Genomic DNA, 19,019 nt, shown 5'->3' with positions numbered 1-19,019 from the left:
CCGACCGGTCCTTTACTCGTTGGCTGCAAAGAGCCGATGATCAAATGCATTAGATATCTAGATAATGTGCTCTAGCGCATTTTTACAGGCTCTGTCACTAATTTAAGGTTTCTAGCGCCAACATCCAGTTATTTCGTGTTCATCCCAACGCCTTTTTAAGGTCTTATCATCCAAGTATAAGCTTGCATCAGTCATTGCATTTCTGCGAAGACCACCCACTATATGTGTGATCGTCTCAAAATGTGATCATTAATAATCAAAATATACCTTAACCAACGCGGACGCTATGCCACTCGGATTTATCATTCTTGCCTGTTTCATTCTCCTGCCAACAATTGAGATCTACCTCTTTATTGAGGTTGGTAGTGTAATCGGGGCAATTCCTACCATCCTGTTGACTGTGGCGACCGCAGTTGCCGGTTCCTACATGCTGCGCCAGCAGGGCCTATCTTTGCTCATGCGCATGCGGGCCGAAATGGATGCAGGCCGAGTGCCAAGCCATGAGATGATGCATGGTGCCATGATCGTCTTTGCGGGTCTTATGCTGCTCATTCCGGGCTTCTTTACCGACGCCATCGGCCTTCTGCTCTTCATCCCTCCGCTGCGTGAGGTAATCGGCAACTACTTGGCACGCCATGTAAAAGTGCAGAACCTTAACGTCAATCCTGGTTACCGACGCCGTGATGGTACGGTGGACCTGAATGAGGACGAGTGGAGTTCCTCCCGTCATCATGATGACGATCAGGATCACCCAAACCGGTCGCGCTCCGGCGACCCGGATCAGATCAGCCCTTGGTCTTCTACTGACGATAACGAGCGTCGTTAACCCGCTTCACTTACTGGAGAGCCGCCTCAAGAGTTTGCGGGCTCTCCAACAAAGTGGCGACCAGCGCAATCAGGTAGGTGTTGTCCAGCTTCTCCTTGGCATTCCATGTGGTTGAGAAACACCACTCGTTTCCCTCTTGATCCTCCAGCGCGTAGGTCATGTTGAGCACACCGGTCTCGCTTCCCCCTTTGTAAGCAAGCGCAGTCCAGTTATCCGGATCCGCCACACCCGGATTTACGAAAATTCCCTTGATATCCTTCAGCTCTGTCATAACGTCGCACAGCTCTCGTGTGGAAACGTACCACTCAATTCCATCGGTCACAGGCCCGGAAACCAAGTCAATAGCCGGCAGGCGGGCGGGCAAATCCATAAGAATATGCGCACGTTCTTCAGGTCCGGCTTTGAGATAAGCCTCCGCAGCGTGTTTGTCAGCTTTCAGGTGGAACAACTGCCTCGTGGTCAGTGCCGGTGAGCTTGCACCCGGCAACATCACGTTCTCCTGCCCGATCACATCCATTAGCAGATCCGTCGCGGTGTTGTCTGAAACTGAGATCATATTGCGCGCAACATCCAGCAGGGCAAACATCTTGCCGACAGGTTCTTCCTGCATAGTGCCGCTGGGAAATGAGATATGGCGTTGTTCCAGAGTAACTTTTTCGTCCCAGTCAAAGTTACCGGCATCAATCTGCTGCGCCAGCTCATCAAGTACAAAAAGCTTGAATGCTGAACCGACCGCCATCCGCACATTGCTATCATGCTCTGCGTGGACTTCGCCGTTTTCCATCAGCACATAACTTTGCTTTTTGGTCTGCTCCCGGATGCGCTCCAGCAGGTCTCCATGGTCCACATCTTTGATATGACCGTAGCGGAACAACAGTCCGGTCAGTTGCCCTGCCTCGTTCAGCTTAACAAGTGCTGGGATGGAGTAGGTTTCTGTCTCGATAAGAAACCTGTGATTGTCGGCAGTCGGCTGTACACTAAGCGCAGGGCCGTATACTTCACGTTGTTCGGAGAGGATTTCTTCCAGATAGTCCTGTGAGACCTTTTTAAAAACTTCAGGCGCAAAGTCATCGGCGTTAAGGCCCGGCCCATTCCAGAGTTCCTGGAGTAACTCCGGGGTGTTGTGCGTCTCTTGCGCCGACACCGAAGTAGGCATGATGATCAAACCTGCTATGGCGCATAACACCTGACAATACCTAAGCACTTGCAACTCCAGAATATCTGGTTCTACTAAATATATTCTAGGCGGATATAACTAATATACTCTTAGATTATATGGTTGCACTCAACAGTTCAGAATCTGGTAAAACCTGCGCTAAATCAGGACCCGTTGCAAACGCTGATTGAGACGATAATACACCCTACACCGAGCAGACTTCAGGTGTAACCTCCGAAAAACCTGTCAAAGATTAAGCGCCCCACGCCGCCAGCCTTTATCCAGAAATCTTAGTGGCCTAATGTCTTGGGAAAAAATCGTTGTGCTAACGAATTCTTCGCCGCGTCACTGCAAAGAAGCAGCAGGTGCGCGAGTGGCGTGCGGCATTGATGAGAGATCTGAAACGTTTCAGCGAAGCCCCCAATAATTGGCGGTGTTGCCCCCTCCTAAAAGTCGCGGTTCACTGGAGACCCTCAGGTTTGAGATGGCTCTGAAGAGGTTCGGATCGCGGCGATCATAAAGAGTCTCTTAGTGAGCAGGTGGTTGGTACTTCATTTTATAAAGGGGTTTGTAAAATGGCTAAGTTTCGTGCAGCGCGCTTGATGAGCAGACAACCCAGGATCTTTTCTATTTTGGCACTGTCCGGACTTTTTGTGTCGGCTTTGGCTGAAGCCGCGCCGATTGAAATCCTGGCATGGAATGTGACGGGCCGGGATATCAACAACAACCCAACCAACGAGAATCTGGCGGAAACCATCTTCAACAACGAAGATGCAGACGTGCTACTGCTCTCAGAAACCTCAAGGGGCAGCGACGAGATCGCAGACATGCTAGAGGATGATTACGATCTGATTGTCGCCAGCGACGGTCAGGAAATCTGGCTGAGGGATGATCCCCGCTTCAGTGTTGGCAATGCCTATGGGGAATGGACCGTTCCCTTTGACAACCGTACTCAAAATGGCGTCTGGGCAATCGTGAACGATAGCCAATCCAGTGAGCCCCTGCACCTGTACAATGTCCACCTGCCGATCCCGGATACCTTCGGAGGCCGGGTCGATAATGATCCTACTGTGAGCAATGAAGATCAGCAGGAAGGCATCTGCAACATCATCCAGCAAATGGAAAGCGACACCAGTGCTGGTCCGGTTGTCATTGGTGGAGATTTCAATGACATCAACATTCCAGCAGGCGAGCGCATCATTGAGTTTCTTGACGGGACGGGCACTTTAAATGCCGGTTTTTGCTCCCAAACCAACATCGATATGACCGAGCATGCCGAGGTAGATGTAACCCACATATTAGGCACAGGTAATCCACAGGATTACTCTAACGTCGTTGAGGTGAGTGCATCCTCTGTGGGCTTCGGACAACATGGCTATGTGTCTGTCACCGTGGATTTGGATGACGCTCAGTAACCAATAATCGAACTCTGCCAGTTTCCCGCTGGTATTCGTGCTCCGTAAAACTTACAATTGTAAATATTAGTTTGTACATTTGTGGGGTGGGATGACATGGCGGCGCAGCAAACAGCCAATCGCGTGGATTGGGTCGATTACGCGAAAGGGTTCTGCATCTTTCTCGTAGTGATGATGCATTCAACCCTCGGGGTTGGCAAAGCTACCGGCGAAATGGGGTTCATGGGCGAGATCGTGGCCTTTGCTAAGCCCTTCCGTATGCCGGACTTTTTCATGATCTCCGGCTTGTTCCTTGCTCTGACAATCGACCGGGACTGGCGTTTGTATCTGGACCGCAAGGTCGTCCACTTCTTCTATTTCTACATCCTCTGGCTCACCATCCAGTTCGGCATGAAGGCCCCTTCGTTCGCGGCGGAAGTCGCCTGGGAGAGCGTAATGATGAACTACGCCTTCGCCTTCGTGCAACCTTTCGGGACACTCTGGTTCATCTACGCCCTGCCAGTCTTCTTCGTCATCACCAAGCTGCTGCACTCCATGAAGGTGCCATGGCAGCTGACCTTGCTGGTCGCGGCAGGTCTTCAGATCAGCCAAATACACACCGGCTCCGTTCTGATTGACGAAACCGCCTCCCGCTTCGTGTTCTTTTTCGCTGGCTATATCTTCGCCCAGAAGATCTTCGCGATCGCCGATTGGGTCCGTGAGAATGTCCTGACAGGACTAGCCTTTATCGTCCTCTGGGCGCTCGTCAACGGCTTTGCCGTGAGCTACGGCTATTCGGAGCTGCCATTTGCCTCTCTGGCATTGGGTGGCCTGGGCGCTCTGGCGGTCATCACAGTCTCTGCCCTGCTCTCCAAGGTTAAGCTGTTGGACTTGCTGCGCTACATGGGCAAGAACTCCATCGTGATCTACCTGTCCTTCTTCTTCCCCATGGCAGTCTCCCGCACGCTTCTGTTGAAGCTGGGCCTCATTGAGGATGCTGGTGCTATTTCGTTAATCGTCACCTGCACCGCCACCATAGCACCAATGATCTTGTTCTGGCTGATCAACAAACTGGGCTACCTCGAGTTTCTGTTCAAGCGACCCGCTTGGGCCTACATCGCCCAGATGCCCGGCACAAAACGTCCTGTCCCGTCACCAACCTGATGTAAGTACGATCAGCCTGACCTGACTTAGCCCCGAAACCGCAGTTTTCGGGGCTTCTTTGCGACATATACACCTACAACGGTCAATTTTAGCGGTTGGGTTCAGACGGTCTTTCAGGTCTTTGCTTAGGGTTTCAATAGGATTGACTGCCGTGTGACAAAATCAGGGTTTGTGTATCAATGAAACTCGGGGCTCTCAGAGTTCTGTCATTTCTTCTCATTGTCAGCTTTATCAGCTGGCTGGAGTTGCGCCCCTTGCCTGCCTCTGCCCAAAACGAGGAGGAGGCACGGCGTGTCCTGCGTGAAACCATAGAAAAGTTCAGCGAAATCGATCAGATGACCTTTACTGTTTATGCCAGTGAAGAGCGCATCTTCAAGGACGGGGTGCCGCTGAATTTTGTCTTTGAATACACCGTCAACATTCTGGGTGCAGGAGACATCAGGATCGATCTCCCACGCCCGGATGGGATCAGTGAAATCTTCTTCGATGACGGCATCATCACCTATTTCGACAAGACGCGAAATATCTACACGCAAGGAGACTTCACCGGCACTTCTACTGAGCTTATCGAGGTGCTGCGCGATGAGTTTCAACTCACCCTGCCCGGGATTGATCTGGTAAATCCGGAGCTGGACAAGATGTTGGATGAGCTGACAACGCAGGCCTTGTATGTGGGGCGTGAGGTGCTGCCAGAAGGCGTTGCCCATCACCTCGCTTTCTTTAACGATCTGGTCGATTGGCAGCTCTGGGTCTACGAAGACAGCGGCCTGCCCGGCTACCTCATAATCACATACAAAAACATAGAAGGTGCCCCCCAAACACACTTGTCTTACAGGGGATGGAACCTTGATCCTCAGCTCAAGCAGGAAGACTTCAACTTCAGTCCTCCAGCCGGTGCCGAGCATTTCAGCCTGCCTGCCCTGACGACAGCAGAAAGCGGAGGGAGCTCACAATGAGTTACTCCAGCACAACTACACGAACTAAAGGCAACATAGCCAGGTGCATGGCGCTTCTGACCTTTCTCACTGGCGTTAGCATCGCCTCCTCCTTTGCGCAGGAAACACCTCCTCCTCCAGAAAAGGCGACACCAGCTGAGGTCGCGGAGTGTGAAGAGGAATGGATGAAGCGCAGTGGCACTGTGGATCTGGGCGGCTCCCAATACCGTGATAGAATCCGCGACCTGTGCAACACCTCGGTCTACGATGCACCAGAGACGGTCTCTGGAGAAGAGCCTGCCACCAATGACTACTTCGTCAGCGGCAGGAACAATAGTGGCTTCGTGTACGAGCTGAGCGATGAGTGCCAGCAGGTACGCCTTGAAAACGAGCTGATCTACATTTGCCCGGAAGGAAGTTTCAAACCGACCATCCGCAACAATCAATCTGGCTTCATGCCCTACAAGGCACCAGAAACACCGTAAAACTGGCCTGGGAGACAGCAAGCTGAACAAGCGTGCTTGTGTGTTTCCTGAAGCGTTTCAGGTGATTTCCCGATGAGAATAGGCATGCAGAAAAGTGTAGCGCAGAGCGCACCGAACTATCTGAACGTGCAATGCAATAAAACATCATTGAAAAAGGGCTAATCCCTCTTTCTTTGTGGGCCCAAGGCGGGCATGATCCAGCCCATGTCGACACAATCCATTGCCCCAGCTCTCACAGAGAACGATCACCTCATCCTGATCGATGGCTCTACCTTCATTTTCCGCGCGTATCACGCGCTGCCGCCGCTCACTCGCAAGCCCGACGGACTGCCCGTTGGCGCGGTTTCCGGCTTCTGCAACATGCTCTGGAAGATGATGCAGGAAGGCCCCACCAAAGAAAAAGGTGACGAGCCGACCCACTTCGCCGTGATCTTCGATAAGTCCGGCAAAACATTCCGCAACGACTTCTACCCGGAATATAAGGCCCACCGCCCGCCGCCACCGGAAGACCTGCGCCCTCAGTTCGGCCTGATCCGTCAGGCAACCCGCGCATTCGGGGTGCCTGCCATTGAGCAACAAGGCTATGAGGCCGATGATCTGATCGCCACCTACGCCCGTCAGGCGGAAGAAGCCGGCGCCCGCGTCACAATCGTCTCCGGCGATAAAGACCTGATGCAGTTGGTCACCGATAAGATCGGCATGGTCGATACCATGAAGAACAAGATCATCGGCAAGCCAGAGGTCTTTGAGAAGTTTGGTGTCGGCCCGGAAAAGGTGGTCGAAGTGCAGTCGTTGGCCGGCGATAGCGTTGATAACGTGCCGGGCGTCCCAGGTATTGGCCTGAAAACTGCCGCCCTGCTCATCAACGAATTCGGTGATCTGGACACCTTGCTGGAGCAGGCCGAAACCATCAAGCAGAAGAAGCGCCGCGAGAACCTCATCGAGTTCGCCGAGCAGGCCCGCATTTCCAAGCGCCTCGTGCAGCTGGAAGAGGCTGTGCCGGTTGAAACCCCGGTCGAAGACTTCTCCGTTTGTGATGTGGACGGCGCACAGGCTGTTGGCTTCCTCAAGGCAATGGGCTTCACCAGCCTCACCAAAAAGGTGGCTGATGTCACCGGTTCCGTGCTGGAAAACATCGAGCCAGCGGATGTTGTGATCGAAGGTTGGGAAAGCACGGTAAAACCAGCAGAACAAGCTGAGGATGGCGCGGGAGAACTTGAGGGTAAAGCATGGACTGCTGGCCCTCTGGCAGAGAAAGTTGCAGCTGAAATATCAGCTCTTCCTGTAGATAATTCCGCCTACGAAACAGTTTCCACCACCGAGCGCCTCAAAGAGTGGATAGCTGAAGCCTACGAAGTGGGCTATGTAGCTGTGGATACCGAGACAGATGACCTCAACGCCATGGAAGCTGGCCTTGTGGGCGTCTCCCTCTCCTGTACACCGGGCAAGGCCTGCTATATCCCGCTGGCGCATGTGGACGGCGAAGGTGATCTGCTCGGCGGCGGTGCGCTTCTGGAAGGCCAGATCCCGCTAAAAGAAGCCATCGCCCTGCTCAAGCCAATGCTGGAAGACCCGGCTGTCCTCAAAATCGCGCAGAACATGAAGTACGACTGGCTCGTGCTCAAGCGCTACGGCGTGGAAATGGCGCCGTTTGACGACACCATGCTGCTTTCCTACGCGCTTGATGCTGGCAAAGGCGGCAACGGCATGGACGAACTGTCCCAGCGCTGGCTCAATCACACGCCAATCCCGTTTAAGGAAGTGTGCGGCTCCGGCAAATCCCAGATTTCCTTCGACAAGGTGCCGCTGGACAAAGCCACCGCCTATGCAGCGGAAGATGCAGACGTCACCCTGCGCCTCTGGAAAATCCTCAAACCACGCCTCGCGGCTGAGGAAATGACCGTGGTTTACGAGCGTCTGGAGCGCCCGATGGTGGCAACACTGGCCAAAATGGAGCGCCGTGGCATCTCCATCGACCGTCAGATGCTTTCCCTGCTCTCCGGCGAGTTCGCCCAGGGCGCTGCCGCGCTGGAAGCTGAAATCCACGATAAAGCAGGCGAAATCTTCAACGTTGGCTCACCAAAGCAACTGGGTGAAATCCTGTTTGGCAAAATGGGCCTGCCCGGCGGTAAAAAAACCAAAACCGGCGCTTGGTCTACCTCAGCCTCTGTTCTGGATGACCTCGCCGCGCAGGGCCATGAGCTGCCAAGCAAGATCGTAGAGTGGCGCCAGCTCAGCAAGCTGAAATCCACCTACACTGACGCCCTGCCAAGCTTCATCAATCAGGAAACTGGCCGCGTCCACACCTCGTTCTCGCTGGCCTCCACCTCTACGGGCCGTTTGTCCTCGTCCGAGCCAAACATCCAGAACATTCCGATCAGAACCTCTGAGGGCCGCAAGATCCGTCAGGCTTTCGTGGCTGAAAAGGGCAAAATGCTCATTTCTGCCGACTACAGCCAGATCGAACTGCGCGTGCTTGCTCACATGGCCGATATCCCGCAGCTCAAGCAGGCCTTTGCCGATGGGCTCGACATTCACGCTATGACGGCAAGCGAGATGTTTGGTGTACCGATTGAAGGCATGGATCCAATGGTCCGCCGCCGTGCAAAAGCAATCAACTTCGGCATCATCTACGGGATCTCCGCCTTCGGCCTTGCCAACCAGCTGGGTATCGCTCGCGGTGAAGCAGGTGACTACATCAAAACCTATTTTGAGCGCTTCCCCGGCATCAAAGAGTACATGGAAGAGACCAAAAAGTTCGTCCATGCAAATGGTTACGTCGAAACCATCTTTGGCCGCCGCGCCCACTACCCGGATGTAAACACCAAGAACCCGAACATGCGCCAGTTCTACGAACGCGCAGCCATCAACGCCCCAATTCAGGGCTCAGCGGCCGATATCATCCGCCGCGCCATGGTGCGTATGGACGAGGTTCTGGAAAAAGCAAATCTGGACGCCCAAATGCTCCTGCAGGTGCACGACGAGCTGATCTTCGAACTGCCTGAGGATCAGGTAGACGAGACCAAAAAACTCGTCATCACCACCATGGAAAAAGCCACCGAGCCGGCCCTCCAGCTCTCCATCCCCCTCAAGGTGGAAGCCGAAGCCGCCCCCAACTGGGAAGAGGCGCACTAGCGCCTCTTTTTCCTCCGAGGGGATCGCTGTATGTCCGAGCCCCCACCCACGGGCCAAGGCACTGTAGGTACAGCCCCAAACACGAGCAAAGCGCTCAAGGCACAGCAGCCTCACCCAAAGGTGTCATCCCGGCCCGCGAGCCGGGATCTATGGGGCAGTTGCCACACCCTCTGCCGCGCTCCTACTGCCACAGACATTCGCCGCCTATCAGCATCACCAGCAAAGCCCTCACTCATAGCACTGGATCCCGGATCTCCGCTCCGCTCGTCCGGGATGACGTCAGGTGGTCCGGGTGCGCGCGGCCAACCCTAGCCCGTCATCCCGCACTTGATGCGGGATCCAGACTGCATCAAGCCGCCGATCGACCTTTCCTGGGTGCCATTTCGAGAAGTGAGCTTCTTAGCGAGCGAGAGCCTCACCCTCCGATGTCATCCCGGCCGCCGAGCCGGGACCCATGGGGCATCAACCCCATATACAGGCAACCTTGCTGGATTCAATTCTTCGTTTCAAAATTGAGAAAAAGCTATGCATTAAGCCACTTAAAGTAGGCTAGGCGACAGCATTTAGGAAGATCGAAGTTACTTATCGACATGCCATCATTGATTAAGTGGCTGTATTTTTCAACCTTCTGCCCTCGTGCCCATATTAATAGTTTGCTTACGTGGGTACTAAGTTCAGCAAGTGAACGAAGAGCGCTGAAACCGCAGATTCGGTAATCGCTTGGAACCTTTAAAGAACGAATGTGAGATAGTTCTCTCTGCAACCTTTCAAGTAGAAATGAGATATCATTTTGAATTTCTTCTGGGGCACCTTGGATTGTTAACCTCAACATCTCAATAGCATTTTGAGGCGGTGTATACTCTACATGATGGATAAGCTGGGCCAAGGTCGCTGAAATCTCTATTTCGCCTGATAATATGATGTCAGAGAGGTCGTGTTCTTCTGCAAACTTTAAATTTTGATGGTGGCACCAAGCTTCTCCGTACTTTTGCGATAAGGCCTTAATCAAACTTGCTATCTCGGATAGCGCGAAAACAGAAACAGCACGATTTGCTCTCGCTTTGATCGCTTCCTGTTCTTTCCGCTCGTTTCGATTTCTACCATCAATGACTAATGCAATTATTGCCGCCGCTGCAGCGGCAATAGCTGCAGCAACTGTTCCAATCGCGGTTACGATTTCCACCCACGGGTAGTCCCTTAGCTCAACATGAAAGTCGCTCAAGTCGAAGAAAGTTACGCTATTTAAGAGTAGGCCGTTGAGCTGTAGCAAGCTCATTAAGAAAATGAACAGAAACCAGAAAATCAAGCCTGTTGCGATAATAAGGACTGCCTTCGATATTAAACGCATCGGTAAAGCCTAAGAGAGAAATAACTATCCAATTAATTAGTTGGGATTGTCATTTGTAGCAATGCAATAAATCACTCGTGGCGGTTAATCATAGCTGTAAATCGTCGCGCCCTCGCCATACCCGCGCCGCGTGAGCCTTGCCCATTGACACCGCATGCAGCGCCACAAATAGTCTTCAAAACGAAATTGACGAAGTCACCATAGCCGTCTCGGATTTGGAAAATCTGGCTTATATGCGGCAATTAGTGCTGGATGAGCGAATGTAGGAATGCCAAGGACGTGATGCTTTGCTCACTCTGCAAGAAGCCTTACGCGACTGACTGGAAGCACTAAGAAAGCCCTGCGGAATTCTGGAGCGTGTCGCCCATCCGCAGCCAATAAACTTCAAAATCACGCTTCTTGAATAAGTCACTGTGATCGGTGCCTGAAGTGCTCTGCACCACACCCCGCAGGATCACCGCTCATGGGCACACTGCTGACCACCACGCTCCGCAGGCCAGCGCACACCACAAAATGTGTCTAAACCACTGACCAACTACAGCTTCATCTTATTTGAGGTCGGTCTCGAATATGCAAGCCACTAGGCCCCCTTCATCTCTCACATACAATTCATGCGCTAACCCGTATTCGAGGAAGTCTTTGCGATATGTGAAGCCAGCGCGTTGGGAGCAGCGGATTGCAGAAGTATTTTCTGGCCTGTGGCCGACACAAAATGAGCGATCCTTAGAGCGGACAAGCGGCTTCACATGTTCAACCGCTGCGTTCAACATGGCGGAACCCAATCGCTGGCCCAGAAGAGCAGGGTCTCCAATGTAGTAATCAATGCTAACGCCATCTGACATGCCAATGGTATCGATACCGTACTCGGGAAAGCTCCGGTTCAGATACCATTGCAGATAGCCAAACGGCGCGCCATCAAACTCGGCAATCAGACATTTGGTCCTATGATCATCAGCAACGCGGCAAGCATAACGCTTCACCACCTGTTCAAGCGTGCTTGGTTCACGCTCATAAAAGGGACGCAGATGAGTTTGGTTGAGCCATTCATGCAATAAAGGCATGTCTTGGATCGAAAGTGGTCTCATCTGGACAGCCATGCATTTCACTCCCCCATTGCATGTCGATTGCTGCACCCTAACGTAGCCAAGTCTGCGTTGACAAAGCCACCACCCCAAAAAAAACAAACCCCGCCGTGAAAGACGGGGTTTGATAATATCCGGCGGGCTTGCAGGCCAATAAGGCCGGCAGGATTACCTTGTTGGTCTACCAGCCGCAGGATTTGCCAGCGTTCTGCTCATCCAGATAAGCCATGAGTGGCGCGAAGTATTCAAGAATAGCTGTCGCGTCGGCCTCACGGCTTCCGGTGAAGGCTTCCAGACTGTCTTGCCACGGCAAAGCAGCTCCGGTTTCCAACATGGCGTTGAATTTCTTGCCAACTTCCTTGTCACCATAGATGGAACACGCCGCCAGCGGGCCTTCCCAACCTGCAATGCGGCAGGCCTCACGGTAGAACTGGAACTGGAAGATATGCGCCAGGAAATAGCGGGTGTACGGCACGTTGTTTGGAATGTGGTACTTGGCACCTGGGTCAAACGCATCCGCAGCACGGTCAACCGGTGCTGCAACACCTTGATACTTCTCGCGCAGCTCCCACCAGCCTTCGTTATAGGTCTCTGGCGTCAGCTCGCCGTTAAACACCTTCCAGCGCCACTGGTCCACCAGCAGGCCAAACGGCAGGAACGCGATCTTGTCCAGCGCCTGTGCAAGCAGAATGTTGGTGTTCACTTCTTCAGAAGCATCCAGCGGCAGAAGGCCGATCTGCTTCAGATACTTAGGCGTAATGGACAGGCTCACCATATCGCCAATCGCTTCGTGGAACCCGTCGTTCGGGTCATCCTGATACATAGGCGACTGCTGATTATAAGCGCGCTGGTAGAAGTTGTGCCCCAGCTCGTGATGAACGGTGTTGAAGTCTTCGCCCGTCACCTCGGTACACATCTTGATGCGCAGATCATCCTTGCCATCCACATTCCACGCAGAAGCATGACACTGCACGTCACGGTCACGCGGCTCGGTGATCAGCGAGCGCTCGTAGAAGCTCTCTGGCAGCGGGTCAAAGCCGAGCGAGGTAAAGAACCCTTCCGCCGTCTTTACCATCTTGAGCGGTGTGTAGTTCTGCTCTTCCAGCAGCTTGGTCAGGTCGTAGCCCTGCTCGTCGCCCTCTGCTGCAACAAGCGGATAGATGTTACCCCAGGACTGCGCCCACATGTTACCCAGCAAATGTGCAGGGATCGGCCCATCCGCAGGAACCTTATCGGCTCCGTAATGATCCGCCAGCTTACCGCGAACATAGCAATGCAAGCCATCGTAAAGCGGCTTCACCTCACCCCAGAGCCGGTCAACATCCTGACGGAAGTCATCCGGGTCCATATCGTATTTGGAACGCCACATGGAGCCAGTGTCTTTAAAGCCAAGCTCGCGCGAGCCTTGGTTGGCGATGTCCACCATCTCCGCGTACATATCCTTCATCGGCGGAGAAACGGTGCGCCAGCCTTCCCAAACCTCAAGCAGCTTTTCGTAATCGCGGCTGGTTGCCATGATGCGGCTGAGTTTGGAGAGCGAGAGTGGCTTGCCGTCAATCTCAATCTTGCCTGTGCCGTAGATGGTTTCCATCTCGGTGTTGAGCTCGGCAAGCTTCTTGATCTTCTCTGGCTCGTTCTCAGGTGCGGGGATCGTCAAACCCAGCTTCAGAAGCTTCATCTTGCGCGCCAGATCTGCTGGGAGCTCAAGCCCGTCAAACTGCTTTGTTTGGTTGGCGAGGGAAACAGAGAGCTTCGTGGTCCGCTCAGACATCAACGAGTTAAGCCAGTTGGTGTCATAAGTGATGAAATTGGCATTCACCCATGCGATGCGCCCGGCTTCCTCCCAGATCTCCTGAAGGGTCTCTTCCGAGCTCTCAATAAACGCCCTCGCATCCTCAACCGTGACTTTCTTTTCCGCTTCAGCCAGCGCTGAACTCAACGGAATCAAAGTAAGCGAAAGTGCGGGCAACACAGATAACAACCGCTTCACGAAAACCTCCCCAACAATAGCGTATTAAACGAAATATCAGATGCATCTCTTATGCATAATCTGTCATTTATGCCGTAACGTTAAGGGTTTTATCTTGTAAGTCTAGTGCGGTTTTCCGCTATTTATCTCCTATTTTGGCGGTAAAGCAGCAAAAATATTGCACTCGTATTTGAGGTGAATTTTAAACGCTGAATCCATTTCAGTTGGCATGCCCGAACTCCTGAAACTCGCTAATTCTTGGGCCAAAACCCGCAGGACTCGCGCAGGAACAGCTCCTTAGTGAGTCGCAGGCATGCCCCAGCACCTCTGGCTTCCCTCCCCAACTCAAAAACGAGCGCGCTGCAAATGCGCTCACAGGCTTCCCAAAAGCACTCCTGAAACAGCGAGAAGAGCCATGTCTGACCCAAACCGGCGTTCTCTTAAAAGCGCCACCTGCATCCTTAAGGCAATTGTTAGATTGTAAAGGACCATCATTGCGTGTTGGAAATTTCATCGTGCTACCTCCGTCACATCAATATGAGGAGAAGTGCGATGTTGAGGAAACTTGGCGCAGAATTTGTGGGCACTTTCGCGTTGGTCTCTGCAGTGTGCGGTGGGGCAATGGTGTCCTACGCACCGGTTGAGTGGTATGGCGGGTCTGGCCTGCTGGGGGTGGCCCTCGCTGTTGGCCTGTCTGTTGTCTGTATGGCTTATGCTTTTGCCAATGTCTCGGGTGCTCATTTCAATCCAGCGGTAACCGTCGGCCTGTGGGCTGCAAAGCGGTTTCCGACGTTGGATGTGATTCCATATATCATTACGCAGGTCATTGGTGGTGCAGCAGCAGCTGGTGTCTTCTGGGTCATCCTCGCACATGGTCCGGGTGACCCTCCTGGTTTTGCATCCAACGGCTTCGGCGAACACTCCAATGGTGGCTTCTCTGAACTTGCAGTTGCCATCACAGAAATCACCGTCACCGCTATGTTCCTGATCGTGATCATCGGCGCTACGTCCAAGAAGGCCCACGCAGCCCTCGCGCCCCTCGCTATTGGTTTGATGCTGGCCTGCATGCACATCATCGCGATCCCGATTTCGGGCGCATCCTTGAACCCCGCCCGTTCCACTGCAACAGCGGTCTTCAACGGAGGCTGGGCGCTTGAGCAGTTGTGGATGTTCTGGTTTGCCCCAATTGTCGGGGCTCTGGTTGGGGCTGGTATCTGTTGGGTTATTGGCACATGTGGCACTGAAGAGACCGACTAACCACCGAAAGACCTGAAAATATTTCGCCTCCGTCACGACCTCGAACCCGTGGCGGAGGCTTCTTTTTGAAGAACGCTTACAACCACGCACAGGGAAAATTCAAAATTAAAACTTGACTATTATACTCATATTTATAAAACACCGCTAGAAACAATGTTTGCATCCCGCAAACGCAAGCTAGCTAAAGCACGCCTCAGCCAGCCATTCCCACGCAATTCAAGACTGAGGCGATTATGTCCTACTCGCGCTATTCCCGTGCGGCATTGTATGCCAGCACCGCCCTTTCGCTCGCCCTAATGTCCGCAGCTGTTTCAGCGCAGGAAGCCTCGCTACCGGTTGAGATCGGAAGCCCGACAACCCTGCTGGACGAGATCATCGTGTCAGCTGGCAAAGACAAGGTGGCAATTGAAACGCCACAAGCCGTCACCGCTGTTTCTCAGGAGCAAATTGAAGCTAGCCAAACCAGCACTCTGGGTGAAATCCTGAATACGGTCCCCGGTGTGACGACAATCAACGCTGACAATGCCCTCGGGCAGTCTCTGAACATTCGCGGCATCGGCGGGGCTTTGGCGTCCGATGAAAACCGCATGATCATGCAGATTGACGGCGTCACCTCCTTTTTTGAAATGTACCGTGCCGGTTCTTTCTTCTTCGACACCGATCTTTTGAAGGAGGTGGAAGTCCTGCGCGGCCCTGCGTCCTCCACTCTGTTTGGCTCTGGTGCACTGGGCGGCGTTGTCAGCGCACGCACAAAGGAAGCCAGTGACTTACTGGAAGGGGATGCCAGGCTTGCCGTGCGAACCAAAGCTATGTGGGATTCCAACGGCAGCGGTGCCCGAAGCAGCGTAACAGTTGCGGCACGACCACTGCAGGATCTGGAAATGCTGTTGAACCTGAATTACGGGCGCGACGGTGATTATGATGGCGCACATGGCAAAGAACTAGAGAACTCACGGATGACCGACCTCTCCGGTCTGGCAAAGCTGAAATACAACTTCGGAGCTGACAAGGATCAGGCTTTGACGGCCAGCTACTTCAATGTCGAAAAATCAGGAGACGGCCTCTACGACCAAGTCACCTACAATCCTCTCTTCGGCACAGCAGATCAGATCACAAGCGAGCAACAGGCTGTTTTGGCCTACGAAAACGCGTTCTCTGGCAATGACCTGCTGGACCTTCAGGCCCAAATCTCATGGAGCCAAACCCAGCGGGACCTTAAGGATATTACGTTCCGCGCCGGTCCGTCAGCGCCTTTGGGTACAGAGGCGGAGTACGTCTACAACACATGGCAGGCGAAGCTGGAAAACACCTCGGAAGTGCAGTTCTCTGAGAATCTGGAGGCTTACTTCACTTACGGTGTCGATGGAAAATACCATGAGCGCCTCAACCCCCGCCTGAACCCGGACGGAACCGCTCAGCCCGGCTCCTCGTCCCACCCAGAAGGCGAAATCTATGCCCTTGGTGTCTATGGACAGGCTGAGATAGTGATCAATGACCGCCTCACCCTCATCCCCGGAATGCGCGTTGATTACTCCCGTCTCAAGCCAGGCAACGGCGTCACCCTACGCGAAGATCTGGACGAGACCGCCTATTCTCCCAAAATTGCAGCAATCTATGAGCTGACAGACTGGATGAATGTGTTCGGCTCAATTTCCCATACAGAACGCATGCCAGTTATTGATGAAGTGTTCTCCGGGGATGGCTTCACGGATCTCGGGATAGAAAAATCCAACAATTTTGAAGCCGGGCTTGGCTTTAAATTCGATGATGTCCTGCTGGCAAACGATAGCCTCCGCTTCAAGGTGACCGGCTTTTACAACAGCATCGACAACTATCTGTATTCAGAGCAGGATCACGCAACTGGCCAGACCATCACAACTGCGATTGATGATGCACAGATCAAAGGCATTGAGGTGGAGGCCGGCTATTCCTCACAAAGCTGGTACGGCAGTATGGGCGCAGCGCTCACTCGCGGCGACAACCTCTCAGACAATGAATATCTGGAAAGCGTCGCAGCAGATAATCTTTTCCTCTCAGCAGGATACAAGTTCACCGAGTATGACCTTGATGTTTCGTGGCGCGCAGATCTATTCGCCGAACAAGACCGCGTAAATGACCCAGCTAATGCCTCTCCGGGTTATGCGCTTCACAGCCTAAGTCTGGCATGGATGCCCGAAGATGGCTCTCTTGCAGGCGCCGAGGTGCGCGCAAGTGTGACCAACATCTTTGACCAGAAACACACTGAGCACCTGAGTGAGACAGAAGGCAAAGGCCGCTCCTTCAAGCTTAGCTTGGCGAAAACGTTCTAGGCATCATCGGGGGAGTGCTGCGCAAGCAGTGCTCTTTGCAACGCTGGTGAGGCCAGACCCTGATATGAGGGCGGGGTCGGATGCGGCGGGGATGAAGTTCTCCGCCGAATTCTTTTGAAGCGCTTCTTTCAGAGACTGGATCAGCCGTGCTCGGCCTCCAGCATTTCACTCCATGTTTTAGGAGTGTCCCCGTTCAGCGGGTTCTTTGCTGAGCGCTTATATTTGATGGTCTCAAAATGCATGCTCAGCGTATCGGCCAGTAGCAAGCGCCCAACCAGACCTTCACCAAAGCCAACAATTTCCTTAATAACTTCAAGCGCTTGCAGCGTCCCTAACAATCCGGTTAGTGCGCCCAAAACACCGGCCTCCGTACAGGTCGGGATAGAGCCGGCCTCAGGACGCTTGGGGAATAGGCAGCGATAGGTCGGGTTGATGTAGTTCCCCTCGTCATCGCGCTCAAAGGGTTTTAGTAGCGTAACGGACCCATCAAACTGCCCTACAGCGGCAGTTACCAGCGGTCGTCCGGCATAAAAACAGGCATCTGAAACAAGATAGCGCGTTGCAAAATTGTCCGAGCCATCAACTACGATGTGGTAATCGTTGATCAGTGCCATGGCGTTCTGCCCGTTAATACGGGTCGGGTGCGAAACAACGCGCACATTCGGGTTCAGGCGCGCAATGGCCTCAGCAGCACTGGCAACCTTAGGCTCGCCAAGCTTTTCGGTATCATGAATGATTTGGCGCTGCAGATTGGACAGCGACACAACATCATCATCAACAATTCCGATTGTACCCACACCAGCCGCTGCCAGATATTGCAGCACCGGAGCACCAAGCCCCCCTGCTCCGACAACCAGAACACGCGCGGCTTTGAGTTTTTGTTGGCCCGGACCGCCCACATCCCGCAGGACGATGTGACGGGCGTAGCGTTCCAGTTCAGAAGCTGTAAGGGAAAGCAAGACGAACTCCAGTCATTCAGCACCTCTCACATTTCCTTTCAGTCATGCGCAGCGCTCTCATTCATTGTTTTCAGCGTATATTAGCCCAAAAAACGGTTTTCCCGTATGGGGCAGTTTCCGGCGATCTGTTAAAGAACACCCTAGGCATTTTCTCAAACAAAATCGGCCCCCCATTTGACAAAATTTGACGAAGGAATGGGATAAGGCACACTATTTTTCCCCTTGCGCCGCTTTGCTGGCGGTTCTCCCATGCCCTCAATCGCGAAGCGAACCAGCGAAGGCTGTCAGGCTGAACCGAGCGTTGCAAATTCAGATCAGCCAAGTATAAGAACTGCTACGTATGCTTGGGGGATTGCTTGTGGCTTGGTCAGAAATATTAAGTTTTGTTTTCGTTGCGTCTCTTCTTGTTATGTCGCCTGGACCAAACGGTGTGCTCATCGCAAAGACCGTACCGACTTCGGGACGCGCTGCAGGGTTCGCCAATGTGGCTGGGTTTGTAGCCGCGTTTTACCTCCATGGAATGCTCGCGATCCTCGGCATCTCCATCATCCTCGTACAGTCAGCTACCGCCTTTACCATCGTAAAGTACCTGGGCGCCGCGTATCTGTGCTGGATTGGTGTGAAAGCACTCTATGCGACCTTTAATGGCTTTGAGGAGGCGCCGAAAATTGCTCCCGCAAACCAAAAACGCACGCTGGTGAGCGCGTTTACGGAAGGCGTTTTAACAAACGCACTGAACCCAAAGGTGTCGATGTTCTACCTTGCTGCATTCCCGCAATTTATCTCACTTGGCGAAGCATCAGCAGCATCTTCATTTTTGCTTGTGTCGCTGCATTCGGCGATCAATGCGGTTTGGTTCGGTGCGATGGTTCTCCTACTCGGAAAACTCACCAGCCTCGCTCGCACTGGCAGCTTCCAAAGATGGCTCAAGGGCATAACCGGAGTCGTTTTCATCGGCTTTGGCGTCAAATTGGCCAGCTACAAGCCAAGTCTTTAGCCG

General features: G+C 53.2%; 14 protein-coding genes and 1 pseudogene. 10 read left to right on the top strand and 5 right to left on the bottom strand.

Going from position 1 to position 19,019, the window contains the following annotated elements:
- Positions 1–286: 286 nt before the first annotated feature.
- Complete coding sequence (locus IE076_RS06980) at positions 287–826, top strand: FxsA family protein (protein WP_189436043.1); 540 nt, start codon at positions 287–289, stop codon at positions 824–826.
- A 10-nt stretch (positions 827–836) separates the two neighbouring features.
- Here IE076_RS06980 and IE076_RS06975 read toward each other — a convergent pair whose 3' ends face one another.
- Positions 837–1,982, bottom strand: a complete 1,146-nt coding sequence (locus IE076_RS06975; RefSeq protein ID WP_189436042.1) for a serine hydrolase — start codon at positions 1,980–1,982, stop codon at positions 837–839.
- Between the two features lie 575 nt (positions 1,983–2,557).
- Here IE076_RS06975 and IE076_RS06970 point away from each other — a divergent pair.
- The 5 genes from IE076_RS06970 (at position 2,558) to polA (ending at position 9,095) form a co-directional block, all read left to right on the top strand.
- Complete coding sequence (locus IE076_RS06970) at positions 2,558–3,397, top strand: endonuclease/exonuclease/phosphatase family protein (protein ID WP_189436041.1); 840 nt, start codon at positions 2,558–2,560, stop codon at positions 3,395–3,397.
- A 96-nt stretch (positions 3,398–3,493) separates the two neighbouring features.
- A complete protein-coding gene (locus IE076_RS06965; RefSeq protein WP_189436040.1) occupies positions 3,494–4,540 on the top strand; it encodes an acyltransferase family protein in 1,047 nt (348 codons plus the stop codon).
- 179 nt (positions 4,541–4,719) lie between these two features.
- Positions 4,720–5,496: a DUF2092 domain-containing protein gene (locus IE076_RS06960; RefSeq protein WP_189436039.1), complete on the top strand. Its 777-nt coding sequence runs from the start codon at positions 4,720–4,722 to the stop codon at positions 5,494–5,496.
- Positions 5,493–5,960 (top strand): hypothetical protein, encoded by a 468-nt coding sequence (locus tag IE076_RS06955; protein WP_189436038.1) that lies wholly within the window; start codon positions 5,493–5,495, stop codon positions 5,958–5,960. Before IE076_RS06960 ends, IE076_RS06955 begins: the two co-directional genes overlap by 4 nt.
- A gap of 192 nt (positions 5,961–6,152) precedes the next feature.
- The gene (gene polA, locus IE076_RS06950) at positions 6,153–9,095 is read left to right on the top strand and encodes a DNA polymerase I (protein WP_189436037.1); all 2,943 of its coding nucleotides are present in this window, start codon (positions 6,153–6,155) and stop codon (positions 9,093–9,095) included.
- Positions 9,096–9,618: 523 nt separating this feature from the next.
- On the opposite strand, the gene IE076_RS06945 is transcribed toward polA, so the two are convergent.
- Positions 9,619–10,443 carry a BRO1 domain-containing protein gene (locus IE076_RS06945; protein WP_189436036.1) on the bottom strand — a complete coding sequence of 275 codons (825 nt, stop codon included), beginning with the start codon at positions 10,441–10,443 and terminating at the stop codon, positions 9,619–9,621.
- A gap of 137 nt (positions 10,444–10,580) precedes the next feature.
- On the opposite strand from IE076_RS06945, the pseudogene IE076_RS22815 reads away from it, so the two are divergent.
- A pseudogene (locus IE076_RS22815) lies at positions 10,581–10,850 on the top strand (hypothetical protein).
- A gap of 141 nt (positions 10,851–10,991) precedes the next feature.
- Here IE076_RS22815 and IE076_RS06940 read toward each other — a convergent pair.
- Both IE076_RS06940 and IE076_RS06935 read right to left on the bottom strand, forming a co-directional pair.
- Positions 10,992–11,540 carry a GNAT family N-acetyltransferase gene (locus tag IE076_RS06940; RefSeq protein WP_189436035.1) on the bottom strand — a complete coding sequence of 183 codons (549 nt, stop codon included), beginning with the start codon at positions 11,538–11,540 and terminating at the stop codon, positions 10,992–10,994.
- Between the two features lie 166 nt (positions 11,541–11,706).
- On the bottom strand, positions 11,707–13,515 hold the full coding sequence (locus IE076_RS06935; RefSeq protein ID WP_189436034.1) for a M2 family metallopeptidase: 1,809 nt from the start codon (positions 13,513–13,515) through the stop codon (positions 11,707–11,709).
- 516 nt (positions 13,516–14,031) lie between these two features.
- Between IE076_RS06935 and IE076_RS06930 the strand changes: the two genes are divergently transcribed.
- Positions 14,032–14,751, top strand: coding sequence for an aquaporin (locus IE076_RS06930; RefSeq protein ID WP_371871470.1), 720 nt, complete (start codon positions 14,032–14,034; stop codon positions 14,749–14,751).
- Positions 14,752–14,984: 233 nt separating this feature from the next.
- Positions 14,985–17,060, top strand: a complete 2,076-nt coding sequence (locus IE076_RS06925) for a TonB-dependent receptor domain-containing protein (protein ID WP_189436032.1) — start codon at positions 14,985–14,987, stop codon at positions 17,058–17,060.
- A gap of 140 nt (positions 17,061–17,200) precedes the next feature.
- Here the strand turns inward: IE076_RS06925 and IE076_RS06920 are convergent, their stop codons facing one another.
- Positions 17,201–18,019, bottom strand: a complete 819-nt coding sequence (locus IE076_RS06920; RefSeq protein ID WP_189436031.1) for a HesA/MoeB/ThiF family protein — start codon at positions 18,017–18,019, stop codon at positions 17,201–17,203.
- 358 nt (positions 18,020–18,377) lie between these two features.
- Between IE076_RS06920 and IE076_RS06915 the strand changes: the two genes are divergently transcribed.
- Positions 18,378–19,016 (top strand): LysE family translocator, encoded by a 639-nt coding sequence (locus tag IE076_RS06915; protein WP_189436030.1) that lies wholly within the window; start codon positions 18,378–18,380, stop codon positions 19,014–19,016.
- The last annotated feature ends 3 nt before the right edge of the window (positions 19,017–19,019 follow it).

Source organism: Pseudovibrio japonicus (genome assembly GCF_014651595.1).
In the GTDB taxonomy this organism is placed as follows: Bacteria; Pseudomonadota; Alphaproteobacteria; order Rhizobiales; family Stappiaceae; genus Pseudovibrio; species Pseudovibrio japonicus.
Note: the sequence above shows the minus strand (reverse complement) of the source record. Positions and strands in the feature narration are given on the sequence as shown.

Coding starts and splice junctions, on each gene's coding strand:
- IE076_RS06930 (WP_371871470.1), top strand. CDS start 14,032: ATGAGGAGAAGTGCGATGTTGAGGAAACTTGGCGCAGAATTTGTGGGC.
- IE076_RS06965 (WP_189436040.1), top strand. CDS start 3,494: ATGGCGGCGCAGCAAACAGCCAATCGCGTGGATTGGGTCGATTACGCG.
- IE076_RS06940 (WP_189436035.1), bottom strand. CDS start 11,540: ATGGCTGTCCAGATGAGACCACTTTCGATCCAAGACATGCCTTTATTG.
- IE076_RS06980 (WP_189436043.1), top strand. CDS start 287: ATGCCACTCGGATTTATCATTCTTGCCTGTTTCATTCTCCTGCCAACA.
- IE076_RS06955 (WP_189436038.1), top strand. CDS start 5,493: ATGAGTTACTCCAGCACAACTACACGAACTAAAGGCAACATAGCCAGG.
- IE076_RS06975 (WP_189436042.1), bottom strand. CDS start 1,982: ATGCCTACTTCGGTGTCGGCGCAAGAGACGCACAACACCCCGGAGTTA.
- IE076_RS06970 (WP_189436041.1), top strand. CDS start 2,558: ATGGCTAAGTTTCGTGCAGCGCGCTTGATGAGCAGACAACCCAGGATC.
- IE076_RS06960 (WP_189436039.1), top strand. CDS start 4,720: ATGAAACTCGGGGCTCTCAGAGTTCTGTCATTTCTTCTCATTGTCAGC.
- IE076_RS06945 (WP_189436036.1), bottom strand. CDS start 10,443: ATGCGTTTAATATCGAAGGCAGTCCTTATTATCGCAACAGGCTTGATT.
- IE076_RS06925 (WP_189436032.1), top strand. CDS start 14,985: ATGTCCTACTCGCGCTATTCCCGTGCGGCATTGTATGCCAGCACCGCC.
- polA (WP_189436037.1), top strand. CDS start 6,153: ATGATCCAGCCCATGTCGACACAATCCATTGCCCCAGCTCTCACAGAG.